16 protein-coding genes are annotated in these 17,346 nt (G+C 53.3%); 5 read left to right on the top strand and 11 right to left on the bottom strand.

From position 1 onward, the window contains the following. The first annotated feature begins 59 nt into the window (after positions 1-59). Together WHS46_05450 and WHS46_05445 are read left to right on the top strand one after the other, a co-directional pair. Positions 60-653, top strand: coding sequence for a hypothetical protein (locus WHS46_05450; GenBank protein ID MEJ5348114.1), 594 nt, complete (start codon positions 60-62; stop codon positions 651-653). Positions 654-727: 74 nt separating this feature from the next. Then, the gene (locus WHS46_05445; GenBank protein MEJ5348113.1) at positions 728-1,852 is read left to right on the top strand and encodes an AI-2E family transporter; all 1,125 of its coding nucleotides are present in this window, start codon (positions 728-730) and stop codon (positions 1,850-1,852) included. Between the two features lie 287 nt (positions 1,853-2,139). Here the strand turns inward: WHS46_05445 and WHS46_05440 are convergent, their stop codons facing one another. After that, entirely contained in the window at positions 2,140-3,654 is a 1,515-nt protein-coding gene (locus WHS46_05440; protein MEJ5348112.1) for a 2-isopropylmalate synthase, read from the bottom strand. 352 nt (positions 3,655-4,006) lie between these two features. Next, the gene (locus WHS46_05435) at positions 4,007-4,153 is read right to left on the bottom strand and encodes a hypothetical protein (protein ID MEJ5348111.1); all 147 of its coding nucleotides are present in this window, start codon (positions 4,151-4,153) and stop codon (positions 4,007-4,009) included. Between the two features lie 78 nt (positions 4,154-4,231). On the opposite strand from WHS46_05435, the gene WHS46_05430 reads away from it, so the two are divergent. Then, a complete protein-coding gene (locus WHS46_05430) occupies positions 4,232-5,569 on the top strand; it encodes an HD domain-containing protein (GenBank protein ID MEJ5348110.1) in 1,338 nt (445 codons plus the stop codon). 645 nt (positions 5,570-6,214) lie between these two features. Here the strand turns inward: WHS46_05430 and WHS46_05425 are convergent. From WHS46_05425 to WHS46_05400, 6 genes are all read right to left on the bottom strand, one after another. Then, positions 6,215-7,114: a diguanylate cyclase gene (locus WHS46_05425; GenBank protein MEJ5348109.1), complete on the bottom strand. Its 900-nt coding sequence runs from the start codon at positions 7,112-7,114 to the stop codon at positions 6,215-6,217. A 523-nt stretch (positions 7,115-7,637) separates the two neighbouring features. Next, complete coding sequence (locus WHS46_05420; protein ID MEJ5348108.1) at positions 7,638-8,534, bottom strand: CBS domain-containing protein; 897 nt, start codon at positions 8,532-8,534, stop codon at positions 7,638-7,640. A gap of 21 nt (positions 8,535-8,555) precedes the next feature. Further along, positions 8,556-9,023, bottom strand: a complete 468-nt coding sequence (locus tag WHS46_05415; GenBank protein ID MEJ5348107.1) for a CBS domain-containing protein — start codon at positions 9,021-9,023, stop codon at positions 8,556-8,558. Between the two features lie 236 nt (positions 9,024-9,259). Further along, positions 9,260-9,484, bottom strand: coding sequence for a hypothetical protein (locus WHS46_05410; protein MEJ5348106.1), 225 nt, complete (start codon positions 9,482-9,484; stop codon positions 9,260-9,262). After that, complete coding sequence (locus tag WHS46_05405; GenBank protein ID MEJ5348105.1) at positions 9,454-9,636, bottom strand: hypothetical protein; 183 nt, start codon at positions 9,634-9,636, stop codon at positions 9,454-9,456. The genes WHS46_05410 and WHS46_05405 overlap by 31 nt, the downstream gene beginning before the upstream one ends. Positions 9,637-9,847: 211 nt before the next feature. Continuing rightward, positions 9,848-9,976 (bottom strand): hypothetical protein, encoded by a 129-nt coding sequence (locus WHS46_05400; protein ID MEJ5348104.1) that lies wholly within the window; start codon positions 9,974-9,976, stop codon positions 9,848-9,850. Positions 9,977-11,116: 1,140 nt separating this feature from the next. On the opposite strand from WHS46_05400, the gene WHS46_05395 reads away from it, so the two are divergent. Next, a complete protein-coding gene (locus WHS46_05395; protein MEJ5348103.1) occupies positions 11,117-11,707 on the top strand; it encodes a hypothetical protein in 591 nt (196 codons plus the stop codon). A gap of 53 nt (positions 11,708-11,760) precedes the next feature. Beyond that, positions 11,761-12,732 (top strand): queuosine salvage family protein, encoded by a 972-nt coding sequence (locus WHS46_05390; GenBank protein MEJ5348102.1) that lies wholly within the window; start codon positions 11,761-11,763, stop codon positions 12,730-12,732. 144 nt (positions 12,733-12,876) lie between these two features. On the opposite strand, the gene WHS46_05385 is transcribed toward WHS46_05390, so the two are convergent. The 3 genes from WHS46_05385 to WHS46_05375 form a co-directional block, all read right to left on the bottom strand. Next, the gene (locus WHS46_05385; GenBank protein ID MEJ5348101.1) at positions 12,877-14,856 is read right to left on the bottom strand and encodes a TRAP transporter permease; all 1,980 of its coding nucleotides are present in this window, start codon (positions 14,854-14,856) and stop codon (positions 12,877-12,879) included. A 119-nt stretch (positions 14,857-14,975) separates the two neighbouring features. After that, positions 14,976-15,968, bottom strand: coding sequence for a TAXI family TRAP transporter solute-binding subunit (locus WHS46_05380; protein MEJ5348100.1), 993 nt, complete (start codon positions 15,966-15,968; stop codon positions 14,976-14,978). A gap of 189 nt (positions 15,969-16,157) precedes the next feature. Beyond that, positions 16,158-17,282: a sodium ion-translocating decarboxylase subunit beta gene (locus tag WHS46_05375; protein MEJ5348099.1), complete on the bottom strand. Its 1,125-nt coding sequence runs from the start codon at positions 17,280-17,282 to the stop codon at positions 16,158-16,160. Positions 17,283-17,346 lie beyond the last annotated feature (64 nt).

The raw sequence follows: 17,346 nt of genomic DNA, 5'->3' as shown, positions 1-17,346 counted from the left end.
CCTTCCGTACCCTAAGGCATTTTCTCGGGCAAGCCGGTGAGAACTTGAAGGAATTGTTCATGAGCACTTTACGAGCAATCGGCGTAGGTATTCTTTGGACCTGTGTTGGATTGGTGTTCCTTTTGGGGTGCACGCCCAAGAAACCCGTGGTTCTTCCGGGACCGTGGGCCGGTCCGACTCCGAAAACGGAAACACCCCCGTCCCCTGAGCCCACCCCAAAGCCTGCGACTTCCCCTTCGACACCTATCAAGGAGAAACCATTGCCTCAGGTTCAAGAACAACCCCTTAGCCCGACTCCTGTCGTAAAACCGCCAAAGGAACCCTCTCCCCAGTACCTCGCCTCGGTGCAGCTTACTCAAGAAGGGGATCGGGCCTTGAGTAAAGGGGAGCTGGACAAAGCCTTGGGATTTTACGAACAGGCCGTCCAGGTGGATGGATATAACGGCTTGGCCTTTTTGGGTTTGGCCAAAGTGTGGTTGCAGAAAAACGCTCCAAAACGTTCCCTGGAGTTTGCCAAAAAAGCGGAAATTCTCCTGGCGGATAAGCCCAAGGATCTTCGGGAAACCTATCTTTTGCAGTCTTTCCTTTACGAGATGCTCAATCAGCCTGAGAACGCCAAGTCCTATAAGGAAAAAGCCCAGCGGCTGCCATGACAAGCGGTGGGTGCATTTCGATCGAGAGGAGACCGGCGTGGGGTGGCTTCGTCAAATGGCATGAGGCGGTCTGGATGCAGATAGAAAAATCAGGGCAGAGCAAGGAAGGTCAGAAAGCCGGATATCACTGGTTTTTGCTAGGGCTTTTGTTTTTTTCCTTTTACATGGTTTTTGGGGTGGTGAAGCCTTTTCTTCATACCCTCGTGTTTTCCATTCTTCTGGCAAGCCTTTTCCATCCCCTCAACATGCGCTTACTTTCTTGGGTGCGAGGCCGACGCACGGTGGCGGCTCTGCTCACGGTGACCTTAGTCACATTTCTCATCGCTATCCCCTTCATCTTTTTTGTCTCCAGCCTGGTGGCGCAAGGAATCGATTCCATCGGGCGGGTGACGGAATGGATTCGCCAGGGAAACCTCCAGAAACTCGCCGATCATCCGAAGGTGCTTCACCTAACCGAATGGCTTGAGTCTTATGTGACGTTTGTGGATTTTTCCCAGCTGAAGCTTGAGGAGCATCTTTTAACCGTGAGTAGAAAGGTGGGGCAGTTTCTCATCAATCGAGGAGCCGCCCTCATTGGCGATGCGGCTACGGTCCTGACTCGTTTCTTTCTTCTCATCTTTTTTCTTTTTTATCTGCTAAGAGACGGCGAGGCCATGATTCGCGCTGTCAAGGACCTGTCTCCCCTTCGAGAAGAACAAGAGGACCGTATTCTGCAAAAGATGCGTGCCGTAGCGCGTTCGGCTCTTTTGGGTAGTTTTCTTACGGCCGTCGCGCAAGGTCTAGCCGGAGGGATCGGCCTCAAAATCGTGGGTATCCCTGGTCTCTTTTGGGGAACACTCATGGGCTTTACCTCCTTTATTCCCGTGGTGGGGACAGCCCTGGTATGGGTTCCCGCCGTCGTGTATCTCTTCCTTCTCGGCAAAGTAGGCTCAGCTGTCTTTTTGACCCTGTGGTGTGTAATCCTTGTAGGGTCCATCGACAATTTTCTAAGGCCCTTTTTCATGAAAGGGCAGGCTGGCATGTCCACATTTTATATCTTTCTGGCTATTTTGGGAGGAATTCAATGGTTCGGGCTGGCCGGTATTGTTTACGGCCCGCTGATTCTTGCCTTTGCCATGGTCATGCTCTACATCTACGAAGTCGAGTACAGTCGTGTTGTTGACCCCGAACGTCCCGAAAGCTTGACCAAAGAAGCGTAAACGCGGCCCTGCACGCTTCTCGGCCACCTTGAAGGGGTGGACCGATGTTTCCGCTCAAGGATTCTGAGGTGAATCCACGTGCCCACACCACCCATATGTCGACCCAATCCGGTGGGGCGGACCGATGTGTCCGCCCCAAAACCTGGCATGGGCACGTTTTCGGGGCGCACACACCAGTGCGCCCTACAAAAGTTTTCGCTTTGCCTGGAAGCGCGGCCTTCCCCCTCAGACCCTCATCCAAGCGAGACGCCCACGCTCCCTAGAAAGAAGCCGTGCCACACAAGCCACTAAAGGTTTCCGTTGGCAAAAAAGCGGTTGAAAGCGTCCACATATGCTCGAGCACTGGCTTCGATAACATCCGGGCTGGTCCCGACGCCTGAATACAGCGTCCCTTTGATTTCCACCCGCACCATAGCCTCCCCTAGAGCGTCTTTTCCCATGGTGACCGCCTTGAGGTCATAGTCTCGAAGTTTACCTTCCTCTCCCACAATCCGTTCAATGCAATTGAAAACAGCGTTTACCGGGCCGTTTCCTGTGGCAGCGTCTGTGAGGAGTTGTCCGTCTTTCATGAGGGTCACGGAGGCCAAAGGCTGCATGGTGTTGCCGCTCATGATTTGCAGACTGTGGAACGTATAGGTTTCCGGCACCTTGGTGAGCTCGATTTCCACAATGCTGGTGAGATCCTGGCCTGAAATTTCTTTTTTGCGATCGGCGACGTTGAGAAAGCGTTTGTGAACCCGTTCGAATTCTTCGTCAGTGAGGTTGTATCCCAGTTCCTTGAGGCGGTGCCGAAGAGCTGCCCGTCCTGAACGAGCCGTGAGCACCAAACTGTGGGCTTTCACGCCCACATCCTCAGGGCGAATGATTTCGTATGTGGAGCGATCCTTCAGAATGCCGTCCTGATGAATCCCCGAAGAATGGGCAAAAGCATTGGCACCCACGATGGCCTTGTTGGGTTGCACAGGAATATTCATGAGCCGACTTACCATGCGGCTGGTGCGATAGATTTCCGTGGTAACAATGTCCGTATGGGCATCATAGAAGGATTCGCGGATACGAAGGGCCATGACGATTTCTTCCAGGGAAGCGTTTCCGGCACGTTCCCCCACACCATTGATGGTGCATTCCACCTGTTGGGCTCCGTTTCGAATCGCAGCCAAACTGTTGGCGACCGCCAACCCGAGATCGTTGTGGCAATGGACACTGAGAATGACTTTGTCCAGAGCCGGCACACGTTCGCGTAGGGTGCGAATGAGTTCGCCATACTGTTCCGGAATAGCGTAACCGACCGTGTCCGGCACATTGATGACGGTCGCTCCCGCTTTGATGCAGGCGTCGATCACTCGACACAGGTATTCCACATCACTTCTCGAAGCATCTTCCGTGGAATATTCCACATCCTCGCAATATTTTTTAGCATATTTAACGGCTTCCACCGCCTGTTGCAAAGCGGTTTCTCGATCACGTCGGAGTTTCTTTTGAAGATGAATATCCGAGGACCCTAGAAAAACGTGAATCCTGGGGCGTTCCGCTTTCTTAACGGCTTCCCAAGCAATATCGATATCCGCCGGAATGGCTCGAGCCAAACCAGCAATCACTGGGCCTTTGACTTGTTCGGCAACGGTTTGGACGGCCTTGAGATCTTCCGGTGAAGAACAGGGAAAGCCGGCCTCGATGATATCGACGCCCAGTCGAGCCAGTTGCTCGGCGATTTCCAGTTTCTGACGTCTGTTGAGTTTCGCTCCGGGGACCTGTTCGCCGTCCCGCAGTGTGGTGTCGAAAACATAGATTTTGCGACTCATAAAAGGATCCTTTCTTGGTTACAAGTTTCTGTGGAAAATTTTCAGTCTTGACCAAGTCCTTAAGCGGGCCGACGTCGTCACCCAAATCCACTGGACCGCCAAGTCCCATGTCCATCACCTCCTTTCGTGGCAAATAAAAAAGGCCATGGGGTGGAACCCATGGCCTTCACATCCTCATTCTGCGCTTTGTGTCACCTTTTGCGCACACGGAAGACGAAGGGTTCCCCCACCTGGGCCCCGCCGCTAAGCAACAAAAGAAGGTCTAGCGTGCGCAAAAGATTTTGTAACATGAAACTTTCCCTTCTACCTTTAAAAGCTTTTGCCGGTTTTTCAGACACTAGCGAGCCGACCCTTACAAACTGAGACCGATCCAAAAGGCGATGGCGATCTCAAGAAAGAACAGCATGACGTAAAGCACGTATTTGTGCAGAGGAAAATCCTCGATGATCCGATTGGCCTCTTCCATCACCTGAGTGGCGTCCACTGCTTCCTCCTTCATGGTGGCTGCCCTTGTGCCTCACGAACAGTCCTTTTAATATAGGCAAAAAAGGAGGAGATCAAGGAAATTTTGAAGAGTATGATCAACGTGGCACAAATTTTCAGTTTTATGCCTGAAGCGGTGGCCGGGGTGGCCCGTCGCCTGCGGGACAGGGGTTATGAGCTCTGGCTCGTAGGGGGGGCTGTGCGGGACTATCTTTTGGGAGAAAACCCCGCCGACTGGGATTTTTCGACGAACGCTTCGCCGGAAAGGCTTCAGGAGATCCTCAGCCCAAGCTACCGGGTGGTAACTTTTGGCTTGCGGCATGGCACGATCCATGTCGTCACTTCAAACGGTGTGGTGGAAATCACATCATGGATGGCCAACGGTTATGGGGATGCTTTCAAGGATCTGGCACGTCGAGATTTTACCATCAACGCCATGGCCGTAACTTACCCGGACGAAAAGTTGGTGGATCCTTTTCAGGGAAGAAAAGATCTAGCGGCAAGAAGGCTTCGTGGCGTGGGAAACCCGTTGGAAAGGTTTGATGAAGATCCGGTGCGGCTGCTGAGGGCGGCTCGGTTTGTGAGCCGTTATGGATTCCGTGTGAGTTCCAAGACCGTAGGGGCCATGCGCAGTGCCGCCCCATGGCTGACTCGCGTCGCCGTAGAAAGGGTTCGGGACGAAGTCTGGAAGATGATTGTGGGATCTCATGTCGTGGAAGCTTTGGAACTCTGCCGGCGCACGGGATTGACCGCCGTCTTTTTTCCGGAACTTCTCGAAGGCTGGAAGAAAAAGCAGAACGCGTACCACCGTTACGATATTTATCGACACACATTGGAGTGCGTGCATTTCAGTCCGCCGCGTCTCCGCGTGCGGTTGGCTGCGCTCCTTCATGATATCGGCAAGCCTCGAGTGCGTCAAAAAGTTCGAGGTACCTTTAGGTTTTACGGCCATGAAAAGCTCAGCGCTCACATGGCGTCGGAAATTCTGGCACGTTGGTTGGCGTCCAAGAAGCTTGTGGAAGAGGTCGTCACGTTGGTGGAAAACCATATGGTGCATTCCACAGACTCCTGGAAAGACGGCGCTGTACGACGTCTGATTCACCGGGTGGGGCCATCCCTTATGGAAGATTTTTTGGATCTCCTTCGAGCCGATCGAAGAGCTCACGGAACCACGGATGACCCTTTAGATGTGGAAAGACTTTCTTTTAGGATCCAACGGATTCTCGACGAAAAACACGCACTCACACCTAAGGCACTGGCCATCAACGGTCGAGATGTCATGTCGATCACCGGTTTGGCCCAAGGTCCCGAAGTGGGTAACATCCTCAAAAAAGCGTTTCACATGGTCCTTCAAGATCCAGCCAAGAACAATCGTCCTTTTTTGCTGCGCTGGCTTCAGGAACAAAGCTCCAAAGAGGTTCCCATGCCCTAAACGGTCCTCGTCGAATTTCAAGCCCCCATCAAGAGATCGCCCGGCGGGATTTCGTGAGACTCGCCAAAAAGCGCTTGTCAGCGTGTGAGGAACCTTTTTTAAATGAAGCCTCTTCAATCCTGGAGCCTCGGTAACCCAAGTGTCCGCCTAAGGCCACCAACCCGTAGGGGCGGACCGATGTTTTGCCCGTAGTGAGTCCAGTTCCGGAATGCTCCGCAGGGGCGGACCGATGTGTCCGCCCACAATCGGTTTGGGTTAAGGCTGTTGATGTGTGTGGGGCCGACCGACTTATCAGCCCTCAATGGGTTCGGTTCCTGGTGTTCATCCTTAGGGGCCGACCGATGTCTTCGCCCGTAGTGAGTCCAGTTCCGGGATGCTCCATAGGGGCGGACCGATGTGTCCGCCCCTAAATCCCCTGGGTCGTGGCAGAGCTTTGGGGCGCCTACACCAGTGCGCCCCAACAGAAGTTGTACGGATTTGAGAGGCTTGATGCATGAGGCGAATGAGTGTTTTTGTGGAAGCGGTCCACCTGTTCCGCAAACCCATGGTCTGAAGGGGGATCGACCGTCAGGTTTATCTCAGGGACAGCAAGGATAAGCTTTTCAGACCGAAAGATACAAAAATGTTTGAGCCGGATCCCAACCTTCAGGTATCCAGCCTTACCCGGTTGCGGCCTTCAGCTTTGCTGCGGTAGAGTTGCTTATCGGCCCGGCTCATCACATCTTCAGCCGTTTCACCGGTCCGAGAAAGAGCACCTCCAAAGGATGCGGTCACGGCGATACGCTCACCCTGATGATCGAGCCAACTCTTTTCAATGAGGACGCGCAGCCGCTCCCCCAACGTCTGCAAGCCCTCGGCGGTAACGTTCCGGGTGATTACCACAAATTCCTCTCCGCCCCAACGGCAGGGAGTGTCCAGGCTTCGAACGGATTTGTCCAGGACCTGCGCCACCATGCGAAGCACCCTGTCGCCCACACCATGCCCCCATGTGTCATTCACTCTCTTGAAGTGGTCGATGTCCACGAAGAGAATCCCGTAGGGAACACCGTATTCCCTTTCGTCTTTTTCGCATTCCTGAAGGCGCATCTCGGCGTAACGGCGATTGCCCACACCGGTGAGAGGGTCGGTTAGAACTTCCTTTCGAAGTTTTTGGATCTCTTCTAAAATATTAAGCCTTTCGGAAGGGGTATGAAAGATTTCCACGGCGCCGACGATCTCCCCGTCGCTTTTTCTCAAGGCCGTAGCCCGAATGTCTACCGGTGCTCGGAATCCCAACTTGTGGTGCATGTAGACGTGGGCTTCACGCATCCGGCCATCTTGAAGGACGCCAGCCAGCGGACATCCTTCCACGCAAAGTTCTTTTCCCGATTCGTCCACGTGCCGAAGAACATTGTCGGCACAGGACTTCCCTACCACCTCTTGGGCCGTATACCCGGTGAGACGTTCCGCCGCTTTGTTCCAGAAGGTGATCCGCCGGTTCGTGTCGATGAAATAAACCCCATCAGCCAAATTGTCCAAGAGAGCCTTGTAGAAGGATTCGTCCATGGAAGTTACCCTCCCCTTGTCATGATTGAAGCCAGCTTGTGTTCGGTTTCAGACCGCCAAGACTGTTCAGAGCTCTCCCTGTCCACGCCTATACTTTTTGGGCCGAACCGGGCTCTTTCGCTTCGAGGTTCTTTAGGACATCGTCAGCAAGGTCCGGATAATGTTTTCGCAAGCAATCGGGTCAGATGTCATGTGAAAATTGAGCGATACCACTTGATTCGGGTATCAAAGTTTCAAGGTCTTGCCAATGGCTTTCATCGTCCCGGATGTTCTTGCAAAAGGAACCTATGGGAAGTAGACTCCGTAGCGTTCTGATTTCCTTGAGAGCGATTTCCAGGTCTTTTTACCCTCTTGCGTTGTTGATTGAGGAAAACGAAAGGATTCCGAGTGCCGCTGCGAACCAAACCCTTGAAAACCAGGAGGAAGGACAAAAGCTTGAAAAGATGTCCCACCATATTGGAAAGTCCGTAAACACTTACATAGATAGTAAATGTTGCGGCAGGCCGAGAATCGAAGACTCGCTTCAATTGGCCGATTCCAAACGAATTCGACTGGTGACGCACGCGTGACACGATCCGGATCGGACCCGAGCCGCATCACTGAGAGAGAGGACTCCGATGATTTCTTGGGTATTGGTACCGTGCACAAAAAGCCGGTGAATATCCTGATAAATAAGTTGACGGATGGCCAGTTCCAGGGCTTCGTCGGCGGCGCACCTCACCACTCTCGGAGTCATAATTTCTCGTGCGGAAACCTGAGGATTCACACCGTGCCGGTACGCCAGGGAAAGATCCGTTTTGGAAATGACGCCTGCGGGCTGATAGCTCCTTTCGGTGATCAGGAGCGCTCCAAAGCGATGTGCCGACAGCTTTTCCATAACGCCGAAAAGCGATGTGTCTGCATCCACGCTCTGAACCTCACGGGTCATGACTTCCCGGACCGTATACCGTTTCACGGCATCCGCCTGACTTCGCCTCTTCCTCTGGTGAAGGCTCATCGAGCAGTGGCGGCATATCTGGTAAAGCAAACCCACGATGTCCGGGTAGGCCAGCACTCCGCTGACCGCCATGTCATCAGCTTCCCTGACGTAGAGCCGATAGACGCCTTTGGCATGCATAATTTCAAGCGCTTCAGACAACCGCATCAGTGGCCTGCAATAGAGGGGTGGGCCGCTCATGATCATTTCTACGGGGGCTTCCAAAGGTAGCCCGGCGTAATAGGCTCCCATGATGTCCGTCTTGGAAACGACGCCCGCGGGTTGCCCGCGTCCATCGATCACCAAAAGCGCATTGACCTTGTATTTCAGAAGGATGTTAATGGCGGAGCCGATGGAACTGCTTTCAGGCCGCTGAAGGACTTGGCGGCGCATAGCGTCAGCTACGGACAGGCGGCTCAAGGTGTCCATTTTTCCCGTTTTCATGGCACACCCCTGTCGTTGAAATTATTGGGACAGCTCCTCGAGAAGCTCATAAAAAAGATCGGATATGTAGAGAATTCCTCGAATTTTTCCGTCTTCCAGGACGGGAAGTCGGCGAATGTGTTTCTTGATCATGATGTCCATCACGCGAAGTAAATGGGTGTCTGGACTCACGGTGATCACTTCGGTGGTCATGATGTCACCGACGCGGACGGACCGGGCCCGTTGGCAGGCCATCTCCATCATGCCCTCTAAATCAACGTCTTCCATAAGGCCCCAGATGTGCACATGCTTCGGCCGCATGAACAACAAAATGTCGTACATGGAGAGCATGCCCACCAAGCGGCCCGACTCATCGGTGACCATCATGCCGAAGATCTTCCTGCCCTTGGCACTGGCCTGACGGAATCGCTTGACCGCTTCGCTGATGGGAAGATTCGGGGACAGGGTTTCGTAATCCGTGCTCATAATGTCTCGTGCGCGGGTCTTCATGGAAGCAACCTCATCGATTTGTGGAACACATCGTTCTGAATGCCCTCTCAAGCACAAATGCTTCCCGAGTCTACCAGTGCCTTATCATGATGCACTCCATAATCTAAGCGAAAACATGGATCAACTTCTTGATGGACGCCTCTTTGACGTTTTTGCCCGTGCTCTCGCCCAGAAAAAACTTAAAGCAGAGTGTTTCCGGCTCCAGCTGTTTTCGTTCTTTACCGAAGCGAAGGCGATCATCCAGGCATGGATACGGATTCCACAGTCCCGTCGTCGCCGTGCACCAAGATGCGTTCTCTCACTTGGAAGGGCATGTCGATGAGGATGGTCGGCGTGTCGAAAAAGTTGGCCACCGATTCCTTAGCCGCCGGGGCCAAGACCAAGCCGCCGATACCCAGGGAGGCGATGAGCGGGCCGACGTCGATACCCGTCAAGGTCTGGAGCACCATGATGGCGCCCACACCGCCACGAAGATTCTTAGGGTCTTGCCCACCTGGGGGACCAGCATGTCGTCGATGGTGCTTTCCGAGGTGGTAGCCCATTGTTTCAACCACACGTCCACCACGGCCACCAGCCGATAGATGACACAGATGAGTACGATGGTCCCGCCCACGTCGGCGGCCCGACTCGCCACCGTGTGGACAGGGTGGTGCCGTCGGGGGATTGGAAATGACCGAAGAGCGGGGCGACGGGGTCACATCGACGCGGTAGACCCGGATGAAGAGGGTGAAGGGTTTGTGGAGGGGCTCCAAGGTCAGGGAGAGCCAGCCTCCCTTTTCCCTGGCTGCTTCCAGCCTCAGGAGCCCTCGGCGAAGCAGCGCTCGTCACAAACGCTCGAAGAGCACCACCAGAAAAAGGTGCCCCGCGCAGACGATCAGCTTCAACCAACTGACGCCGTAGAAGACCTTCACGTCCACCCATTTGCCCAGGCGGCGGGACGCCTTTTTGCTCATTCGGTCGAAGTTCGCTCCGATCTTTTGAGCCGCTTCGTCGATCTTTTCGGTCTGAACGGGGGTCGCCTTTCCCTTGGGCAGAAAAAGCAGGGGCTGCTTGGGGGCTTCCTACCCGTTGGCCGGGACGCCCTGCGGAGTGGACGGTGCGCCGACCGGTGACTGCCCCCATGCAGAACACACCGGACCGACCAGAGCCACCTAAGCGAAGGGAAGGGCCGAAAGGGCTCGAAGAGACACCCGAAACCACGACAAAAGAACCACTTCGCATCCTTACCTTGGCATGGCGGTTGACAAGGCTTTAAAAACCTAAAAGCAACATGCGAGCCACTTTACTTGGCTGGATCTGTCGAAAGGTAGCTTTTCTTTGAATTGGAGTCCATCCGTCCCCTCTCCAACACCTCCAATGCCGTTGACTTAAGGATCTTTGAGTCTCGTGGTTTGAGCGGCGCACCATCTGTTGGAAGAATGATCTTCCACGTTGGTTCATACGCTAAAACAGAGCTCGATGATCTCCTCTTTCTGGGGAAGCCACCCTTGTGGAGCAGTCGGCGAAAAGCACCGAGACCGTTCCTTCAGGGCTTCCCAGCCGGATCATGCGCCGTTGAAAGTCGGCGGCTTTCTTGCGTTGCTCGGCGCTCAGCCTTCTGAGGTCGTTGCTGGAAGGGGGATCGAAATCTCGTTTTCTTGTCGGCCGCTGCAAACGAAAGCCTCGACAGCCGGAAAAGTCGGTTCGGCCGGACAGCGGAAAAGAAAGTGACCTTTGTCGATATCTCTAAGATAGCTGATGAAATCGAAACTCTGGTAGCCCTGGGTCAACAGCAGCACGCAGCCCGAAGGGATAAAAGGGATAAAAGGTAACATGCCTAAGCCTGTTCGCGCTCGGATTTATGAAGGCTGACGAGATTTCCGGCAATGGGAAAACATTGGAAGACATCCTAACCCGTGGCCCCCAGGCACCGAGGATCACGCCCCTGTTCTTTACGACGGAAACCGCTTGAGGAATCGTGCTCACTTCAGATCTTCTTCAGCGTGGAGTGTAGATTTTTCGCTCACAACCGACTGTTAAGTCAACAGCATTGCCGGAATCAGCTGGAGGCTTGCTGCGAGATCCTTGATTTGTCGCTGACAGTTGCAACCTGCATGAGTGCGGTCACTCCCGCCATGCCTCGTTGCAAACCCATAAATTATGCCTACAGAGTGCATCGCACCTGGCACCTCTTTGTTGGAGACAGGCAGCCGGAAATTGCATTTCTCCAAATACAAGGTAACGGACCGGACAATCCAAACCGGCCTGTTTCGGAATGTGGCGAGCAAGGCCAACCTTACCTCTTGAAACATGTGGCGGGTTACAACAGGGCGGCCAGATACAAACCCCGGCTGATTCCGATCGACCTGGATCGAGATGATTCCTGTGCGCCTAGCTTTCCACAGCAATCGCTGCAGAAACGGGTACCATGCCTTTGCTTTCCTGTCGTGGTACGCTCGGATGAGGCTTGGCTTCCTGCTGAGCAGGTACCAATGGCAAAGTTCCTTGGCTTCGCTGAAAAAAGAATTCCACTGCAGCCGGAAAGCCTTAAAAACCCTAAGCAGGCGTTGGTTAACCACGCACATTTTTCCCGGCCCACGGACGTCATCGACATCAAGATTTTCAGATCTATCGCACGATGCTCGATGCTCGTCGAAGGAGGATTTGACAACTTTTCCACTGTGTTCTCTATCTTTCTGCAGTGAATGGCTACAAAATGCAGCACAATCATGGGATAGCCAAGGAGGATTCAAAAGTGATGGTTCTTTTTCCTGTTTTGGATTCTGTAAGATCTCTGGCGGCGCGGGCCCGGTTTGTGAGGCTGCAGGAAGATGCGGTAGCACCTGCCGTCGAGCGCTGGGGTGATCTTCTCAGGGATCTTCCATCGTGGCGACAACCTTTCCATTACTGGGACGAAACGGAGGAGACGGCTCGATGGATTTTCGTCCTGGATGTGCTCAACCACTGTTTTTGGCCGGATTCGGGTGAGCCTTTGTGGGAAGTGGATCTCGACGGCACACCTTATTCGGGTTACTGCGGTCTCGCGGCAGCGCTGAAAAAAGCCTATCTTTATGGCGTTCCCTTAACGGATGCTCAATTTCTTGCGACGCTCACATCGGCCGATTTGGAAAAAATCCTTGCCGGTCGTGGAAAGATTCCGCTCTTTGAGGCGCGGCTGAAGAACCTTCAGGAAGCGGGTCGAGTGCTTCTTGAAAAATGGCATGGAGATGTGTTGCATCTCATTGAGTGGGCCGATGGTTCGGCGTGTCGACTGGCGGCTCAGTTGGCCGAGGATTTTTCAAGCTTTCGTGATGAGTTTTGTGTGGACGGGATAAAGGTTTATTTCTGGAAACGTGCCCAGATTTTTGCCGCCGATCTCTTTTCCGCGTTTGAAGGCCGCGGGCCGGGTCGTTTTGTCGATATGGATCGTCTGACGGCTTTTGCCGACTACAAACTGCCCCAAGTGCTTCGCCAATTGGGGATTCTTGTTTACCGAGAAGATCTGGCCGCGCGCATCGACGCTCGAAAACCCTTAACGTCGGGGTGTCGAGAAGAAGTGGAAATTCGAGCCATGACCCTCATCGCTGTTGAAAAGCTGAAAGAAGCCTTTCATCTTCGTGGCTGGAACCAGGTGACCAGTGTTCAGGTGGACCACTGGTTATGGACTCTGGGGCAACTGGATGGTTTTCGAACGCGTCCTTACCATCGGTGTCGGTCGATTTTTTACTGATCTAAACTGGAAGGAAACTTTTGCTACCGAAAACCAGAAAAGCTTCTCTTGCGCTGCATGCTTTGAAAAGGACTGAAGGGCACTGCCGGACGTGCGCGAGTGCCCTTCGACGAGGCGGTTTTCCTGCGTGTGCAAAGGGGAATTTCACGAAGCGGTTGAATGTGCCTGTGATGCAGCGGCTGCCGCCTCTTTTTTGTTCTTGTACTTTTGAATCAAGTACACAACTACGATCAGAGCGATACCTGCGAGATCGGTCAACAAGTCTGGATGAAAACACAGATAGGTTCCAACAGCAAAGATGATCCACTCAACCAGGGAGGTTCTTCTAATGAGGTACCCTTGAGTGCACGAGGAAAAAGCGATCGTGCCAAGGGTAGCGGCGATATAGGTGACTACGATGGTATGCCAGTCGCCGATCAAGAGAATGCCAGGAGTGTAGGCGAAAAGGAAGGGCCCCACATAGAGGAACTTGGCAAACTTGAAAGAGGTCCATCCGGTTTTCCATGGATCGGAACCGGCGATGGCAGCTCCGGCGTAGGCAGCGACACACACAGGCGGTGTGATGTTCGAGTCTTGGCTGAACCAGTAAACGATCATATGGGCGGCAACGAGATGAACGCCAAGGTTGTCCAGCGCGGGGACAGCGAGGACGGCCGTGATCAGATAGGCTGCTGTGACAGGCACACCCATGCCCAGAACCAAAGAAGCCAGCCCTATGAGAATGATAGCGATGGCAAGGTTACCGCCGGACAGCGAGATAATAATATCGGAGAATTTTAACCCGATGCCGGTAAGCGCAATGCTTCCGACGATCATCCCGATCACGCCGACCGTAGCTCCAATCACCAGGGTGCTTCGGGCTCCTGCTAAAATGGCTTCGTAAATTTCCCTCCATTTCATTCGCGTCTCAGGACGCACCCAGCTAACGACAATGCAGCTTAAAGTCGCCCAAAAAGCCGCCAAGCCCGGACTGTATCCGAGGAGCATCACCCCAATAATGACCACAAGCGGAAGCGACATGTACCATTCTCTCTTGAGAATCTCCATGGCCTTGGGAAGTTCCTCCCCTTGCAGTCCTTGTATGTTGTATTTCTTGGCTTCGAAATGAACCATGATGAACACCGAGAGAAAGTATAGCAGAGCCGGACCGACGGCCATTTTCATGATTTCCACATAAGGCGTTCGCGTAAGTTCGGCCATGAGAAAACCACCGGCGCCCATGACGGGGGGCATAAACATACCCACTATGGAAGCGGAGGGCTCAATGGCGCCGGCGACGTGAGGCTTAAAACCTGCCTTTTTCATCAGAGGAATCGTAAAAGCCCCGGTCGTCACCGTATTGGCGATGGCACTCCCGGAGATCGATCCAAAAAAGGTGGAAGCGATACACGCGACCTTGGCAGGACCTCCAACGGTGCGCCCGGCCAAAGCCATAGGGAAATCAAGGAAGAATTGTCCTGCTCCGGACTTTTTCAGAAAGGCTCCGAAGAAGATGAACAAAATCACGTAAGTGACCAAAACGCTGGCCATGACGCCAAAGACACCATCCTGCGTGAGGAAAAGGTAGTTGGCGATCCGCTCGATGCGAAATCCTCGATGGGCAAAAGGCCCCGGCATGTAAGGTCCAAAATAGCAGTAGCACGCCGCCAACAATCCCACAATGGTCATGGACCACCCAAGAACCCGACGACACACTTCGAGGGACAACAAAAGGCCCAGCACACTGACATAAAAATCCCATCGTGTTTCACTGCCCATGCGGTAGTTCAGGCTCTCAAATTCATGAATCCAGTAGCCCACAACCACCACGGACAAGGCGGCCAAAACGACATCCACCACAGATGGACGCTGACGGGGCGATTTCTTGGAAAAGGGGTAAGCCAAGAACACAAAAACGTACGTGATCATCACGTAAAGGCCCACATGATATTGGACAGTGACGGGTCTGACGCCCGCGCAATAGAAGTAAAAAAGGACCATGAACACACTTATGGCTGCAGACAAATATTCCCAAAACCCGGACAACGTGCGTCCCGTTTTTTCCTCTTTTTCGACGAGCTTTTTGAGCTTTTCATCTTTGAGGGCCTCTGATGCCGCGTTTTCCAGTTCTTGTTCTTTAATCATGTGTCCTTCTCTTTCGTACGCAAGACTTGGGTGGAACGAGGTTTTGGACTTCCCGGCCGTGCCATGGTATTGGAAAGGATAACCGGGACGGGGAGCTACCCCATCCCGGAAGGAATCCATCAGTCGACCGGCTTATACGCTGCGGGGATGCTGAGCCCCTTTTCCGTCCAGAATTTGTAGGCTCCCTTATGCAATGGTGCCGCCAATCCTACGATAGCTGTTTCCAAGCTCATTTCCTCCGCTGCTTTATGGGCTTTGCGCATATGATCGAGACCTTCGGAAGAGTAAATGGCTTTCAGAGCCTGGTAAACAACGTCCTCAGAAACATCCTTATTGGCTATCCACAGGGTGCTGTCTTGAAAAGTGGTCACGTCTTGGTCTTGGCCACGATAGGTACCTTTGGGAATGACAACCTTGCTATAGAAAGGATATTCGTTATAGAAGCCCGCTTCTTCAGCAGTTTTGTGAAGATCCACGAGTGCGATGTCATCTTGCGTGGCGGCTTCGATGATGGAAGCGTTCGGAAATCCCACCAGCACCCAAAAGGCGTCGATCTTTCGATCCTTAAAAGCGGCTGCGGCTGCGGAGTAACCTAAAAACTGAGGCTCCATCTTGTCCCAAATGCCGATCTTTTTAAAGAACCGCTCGGCAGACAAGGCTGCCCCTGAACCAGCGTTGCCCACGGCAACCTTCTTTCCGGCTAGGTCTTTGGCTGAAGTGATGCCGCTGGCTTTGAGCACGACGAGCTGAGCAGGAGCGCCGTAGAGATAAGCTACGCAACGAACGTTATTGTACTTTTCCGTGTCTCCTGTGAGCTGCCCATTGGCTCCGAGGTAAATGTCCCCCGAGTAGGAAATACCAAAATTGACGTCGTTTCGATGCACGCGTTTAACGTTTTCCACAGATCCTCCGGACCCTTCACTGGAGACTTCCACATCCGGAACGTTCTTTGTGATATAGATGGCAATGGCGTTGGCAAAGTAATTGAACGTTCCTCCCACGGGTCCGCCGCCAATGGCGAGGAATGACTTTTTAGCCACGGCATCCGGACATGGACTTAGAGCGAAAACAACCAATAAAGCTAAAGTGCACAACAATATTGTCTTTTTCATGACAGATGCCCCCCTTCTCATGGTTAATCTACTCATGATTTTTGGCTAGGTGAGACCTAGCCGCATGGAAAACCGGTGTGTGTTCTTCCACGATTCCAAAATAGGACTAAATGGCCCGCTGCGTTTCATCACCCCCTTTCTCGAGAGCCTCAATACAATGGTGACGGTACAACAAGCGACGGCCTTTGACTACCTAAAGAAACTCCAAAGAAATCCTGCAGCGATGGCCGACCCGATCACTCCGGAAACGTTAGGGGCCGCGGCGTGCATCAGTAAATAGTTGGTAGGGTCTTCCCGATGACCCATCATTTGAACAACCCGGGCCGACAAGGGCACCGCCGAAACACCGGCGGCCCCCACAAGAGGGTTGATCTTATCTTTGAGGAAAAGGTTCATGAACTTGGCGAAAAGCACGCCTGAAGCCGTCGCCACCATGAAGGACGCCGCACCAAGGGCGAAAATGCCGAGAGACTTGGCCGTGAGGAAAACATCGGCTTGTGTGGAGGCTCCCACGGTAACCCCCAATAGGATGGTGACTATATCGATCATGGCGGTGCGAGCCGTTTGAGCCAGCCTGTTTGTGGCCATGCATTCCTTGAGAAGATTTCCAAAGAAAAGCATGCCGAGAAGAGGCAAGGCGGCCGGAGCCAAAAGACAACACAGAACAAATCCCAAGATGGGGAAAATGATCTTTTCACGCTGACTGACCGGCCGGGGATCGCTCATGTGAATCCGTCGTTCCTTTTGTGTGGTCAAAAGTCTCATGATCGGGGGTTGAATGACTGGCACAAGGGCCATGTAGGAATAGGCCGCGATAGCGATGGGCCCGACGAGTTCCGGGGCCAGTCGAGATGTGAGAAAGATAGCGGTTGGACCGTCGGCCCCGCCGATAATCCCTATGGATGCGGCTTCATTGGGTGGAAAGCCGAGAGCCAAGGCTGCAAGAAAAGTAACAAAGACACCAACCTGAGCGGCAGCTCCCAACAGCATCAGCACGGGCCGTCCCAGCATGGTGGAAAAATCGGTCATGGCCCCAATGCCTAAGAAGATCAAAGGTGGGTAGATTCCTTGTCGAACGCCGTAATAAAGATAGTAAAGGACGCTTCCCTCTTCGTAGAGGCTCAGCTCTTGCCCGTGAAGCACGGGGATGTTTCCGACCAAAATCCCAAAGCCGATGGGAACCAAAAGAAGGGGTTCGAAGTGTTTGACAACTCCCAGATAGATAAAACAACAACCTACCACGATCATCAGGATGTGCCGGTAATCCAGAATTGCAAAACCGGTGTTGTTGAGATAATCCAGGACTAAATGCATACGGCGCCTTCCTCGTTGGCCTTTCCTTAAGCAACCGGCCTTCGGGACACTCAACAGTCGTCTT

This window comes from Desulfosoma sp. (assembly GCA_037481875.1).
In the GTDB taxonomy this organism is placed as follows: Bacteria; Desulfobacterota; Syntrophobacteria; order Syntrophobacterales; family DSM-9756; genus Desulfosoma.
This window is presented reverse-complemented; position numbering and strand designations above follow the sequence as displayed.

Bases quoted from the DNA above. Each gene is read 5' to 3' on its own strand.
- WHS46_05450 (MEJ5348114.1), top strand. From the start codon at position 60: ATGAGCACTTTACGAGCAATCGGCGTAGGTATTCTTTGGACCTGTGTT.
- WHS46_05445 (MEJ5348113.1), top strand. From the start codon at position 728: ATGCAGATAGAAAAATCAGGGCAGAGCAAGGAAGGTCAGAAAGCCGGA.
- WHS46_05440 (MEJ5348112.1), bottom strand. From the start codon at position 3,654: ATGAGTCGCAAAATCTATGTTTTCGACACCACACTGCGGGACGGCGAA.
- WHS46_05435 (MEJ5348111.1), bottom strand. From the start codon at position 4,153: ATGAAGGAGGAAGCAGTGGACGCCACTCAGGTGATGGAAGAGGCCAAT.
- WHS46_05430 (MEJ5348110.1), top strand. From the start codon at position 4,232: ATGATCAACGTGGCACAAATTTTCAGTTTTATGCCTGAAGCGGTGGCC.
- WHS46_05425 (MEJ5348109.1), bottom strand. From the start codon at position 7,114: ATGGACGAATCCTTCTACAAGGCTCTCTTGGACAATTTGGCTGATGGG.
- WHS46_05420 (MEJ5348108.1), bottom strand. From the start codon at position 8,534: ATGAAAACGGGAAAAATGGACACCTTGAGCCGCCTGTCCGTAGCTGAC.
- WHS46_05415 (MEJ5348107.1), bottom strand. From the start codon at position 9,023: ATGAAGACCCGCGCACGAGACATTATGAGCACGGATTACGAAACCCTG.
- WHS46_05400 (MEJ5348104.1), bottom strand. From the start codon at position 9,976: ATGAGCAAAAAGGCGTCCCGCCGCCTGGGCAAATGGGTGGACGTGAAG.
- WHS46_05395 (MEJ5348103.1), top strand. From the start codon at position 11,117: ATGAGTGCGGTCACTCCCGCCATGCCTCGTTGCAAACCCATAAATTAT.
- WHS46_05390 (MEJ5348102.1), top strand. From the start codon at position 11,761: ATGGTTCTTTTTCCTGTTTTGGATTCTGTAAGATCTCTGGCGGCGCGG.
- WHS46_05385 (MEJ5348101.1), bottom strand. From the start codon at position 14,856: ATGATTAAAGAACAAGAACTGGAAAACGCGGCATCAGAGGCCCTCAAA.
- WHS46_05380 (MEJ5348100.1), bottom strand. From the start codon at position 15,968: ATGAAAAAGACAATATTGTTGTGCACTTTAGCTTTATTGGTTGTTTTC.
- WHS46_05375 (MEJ5348099.1), bottom strand. From the start codon at position 17,282: ATGCATTTAGTCCTGGATTATCTCAACAACACCGGTTTTGCAATTCTG.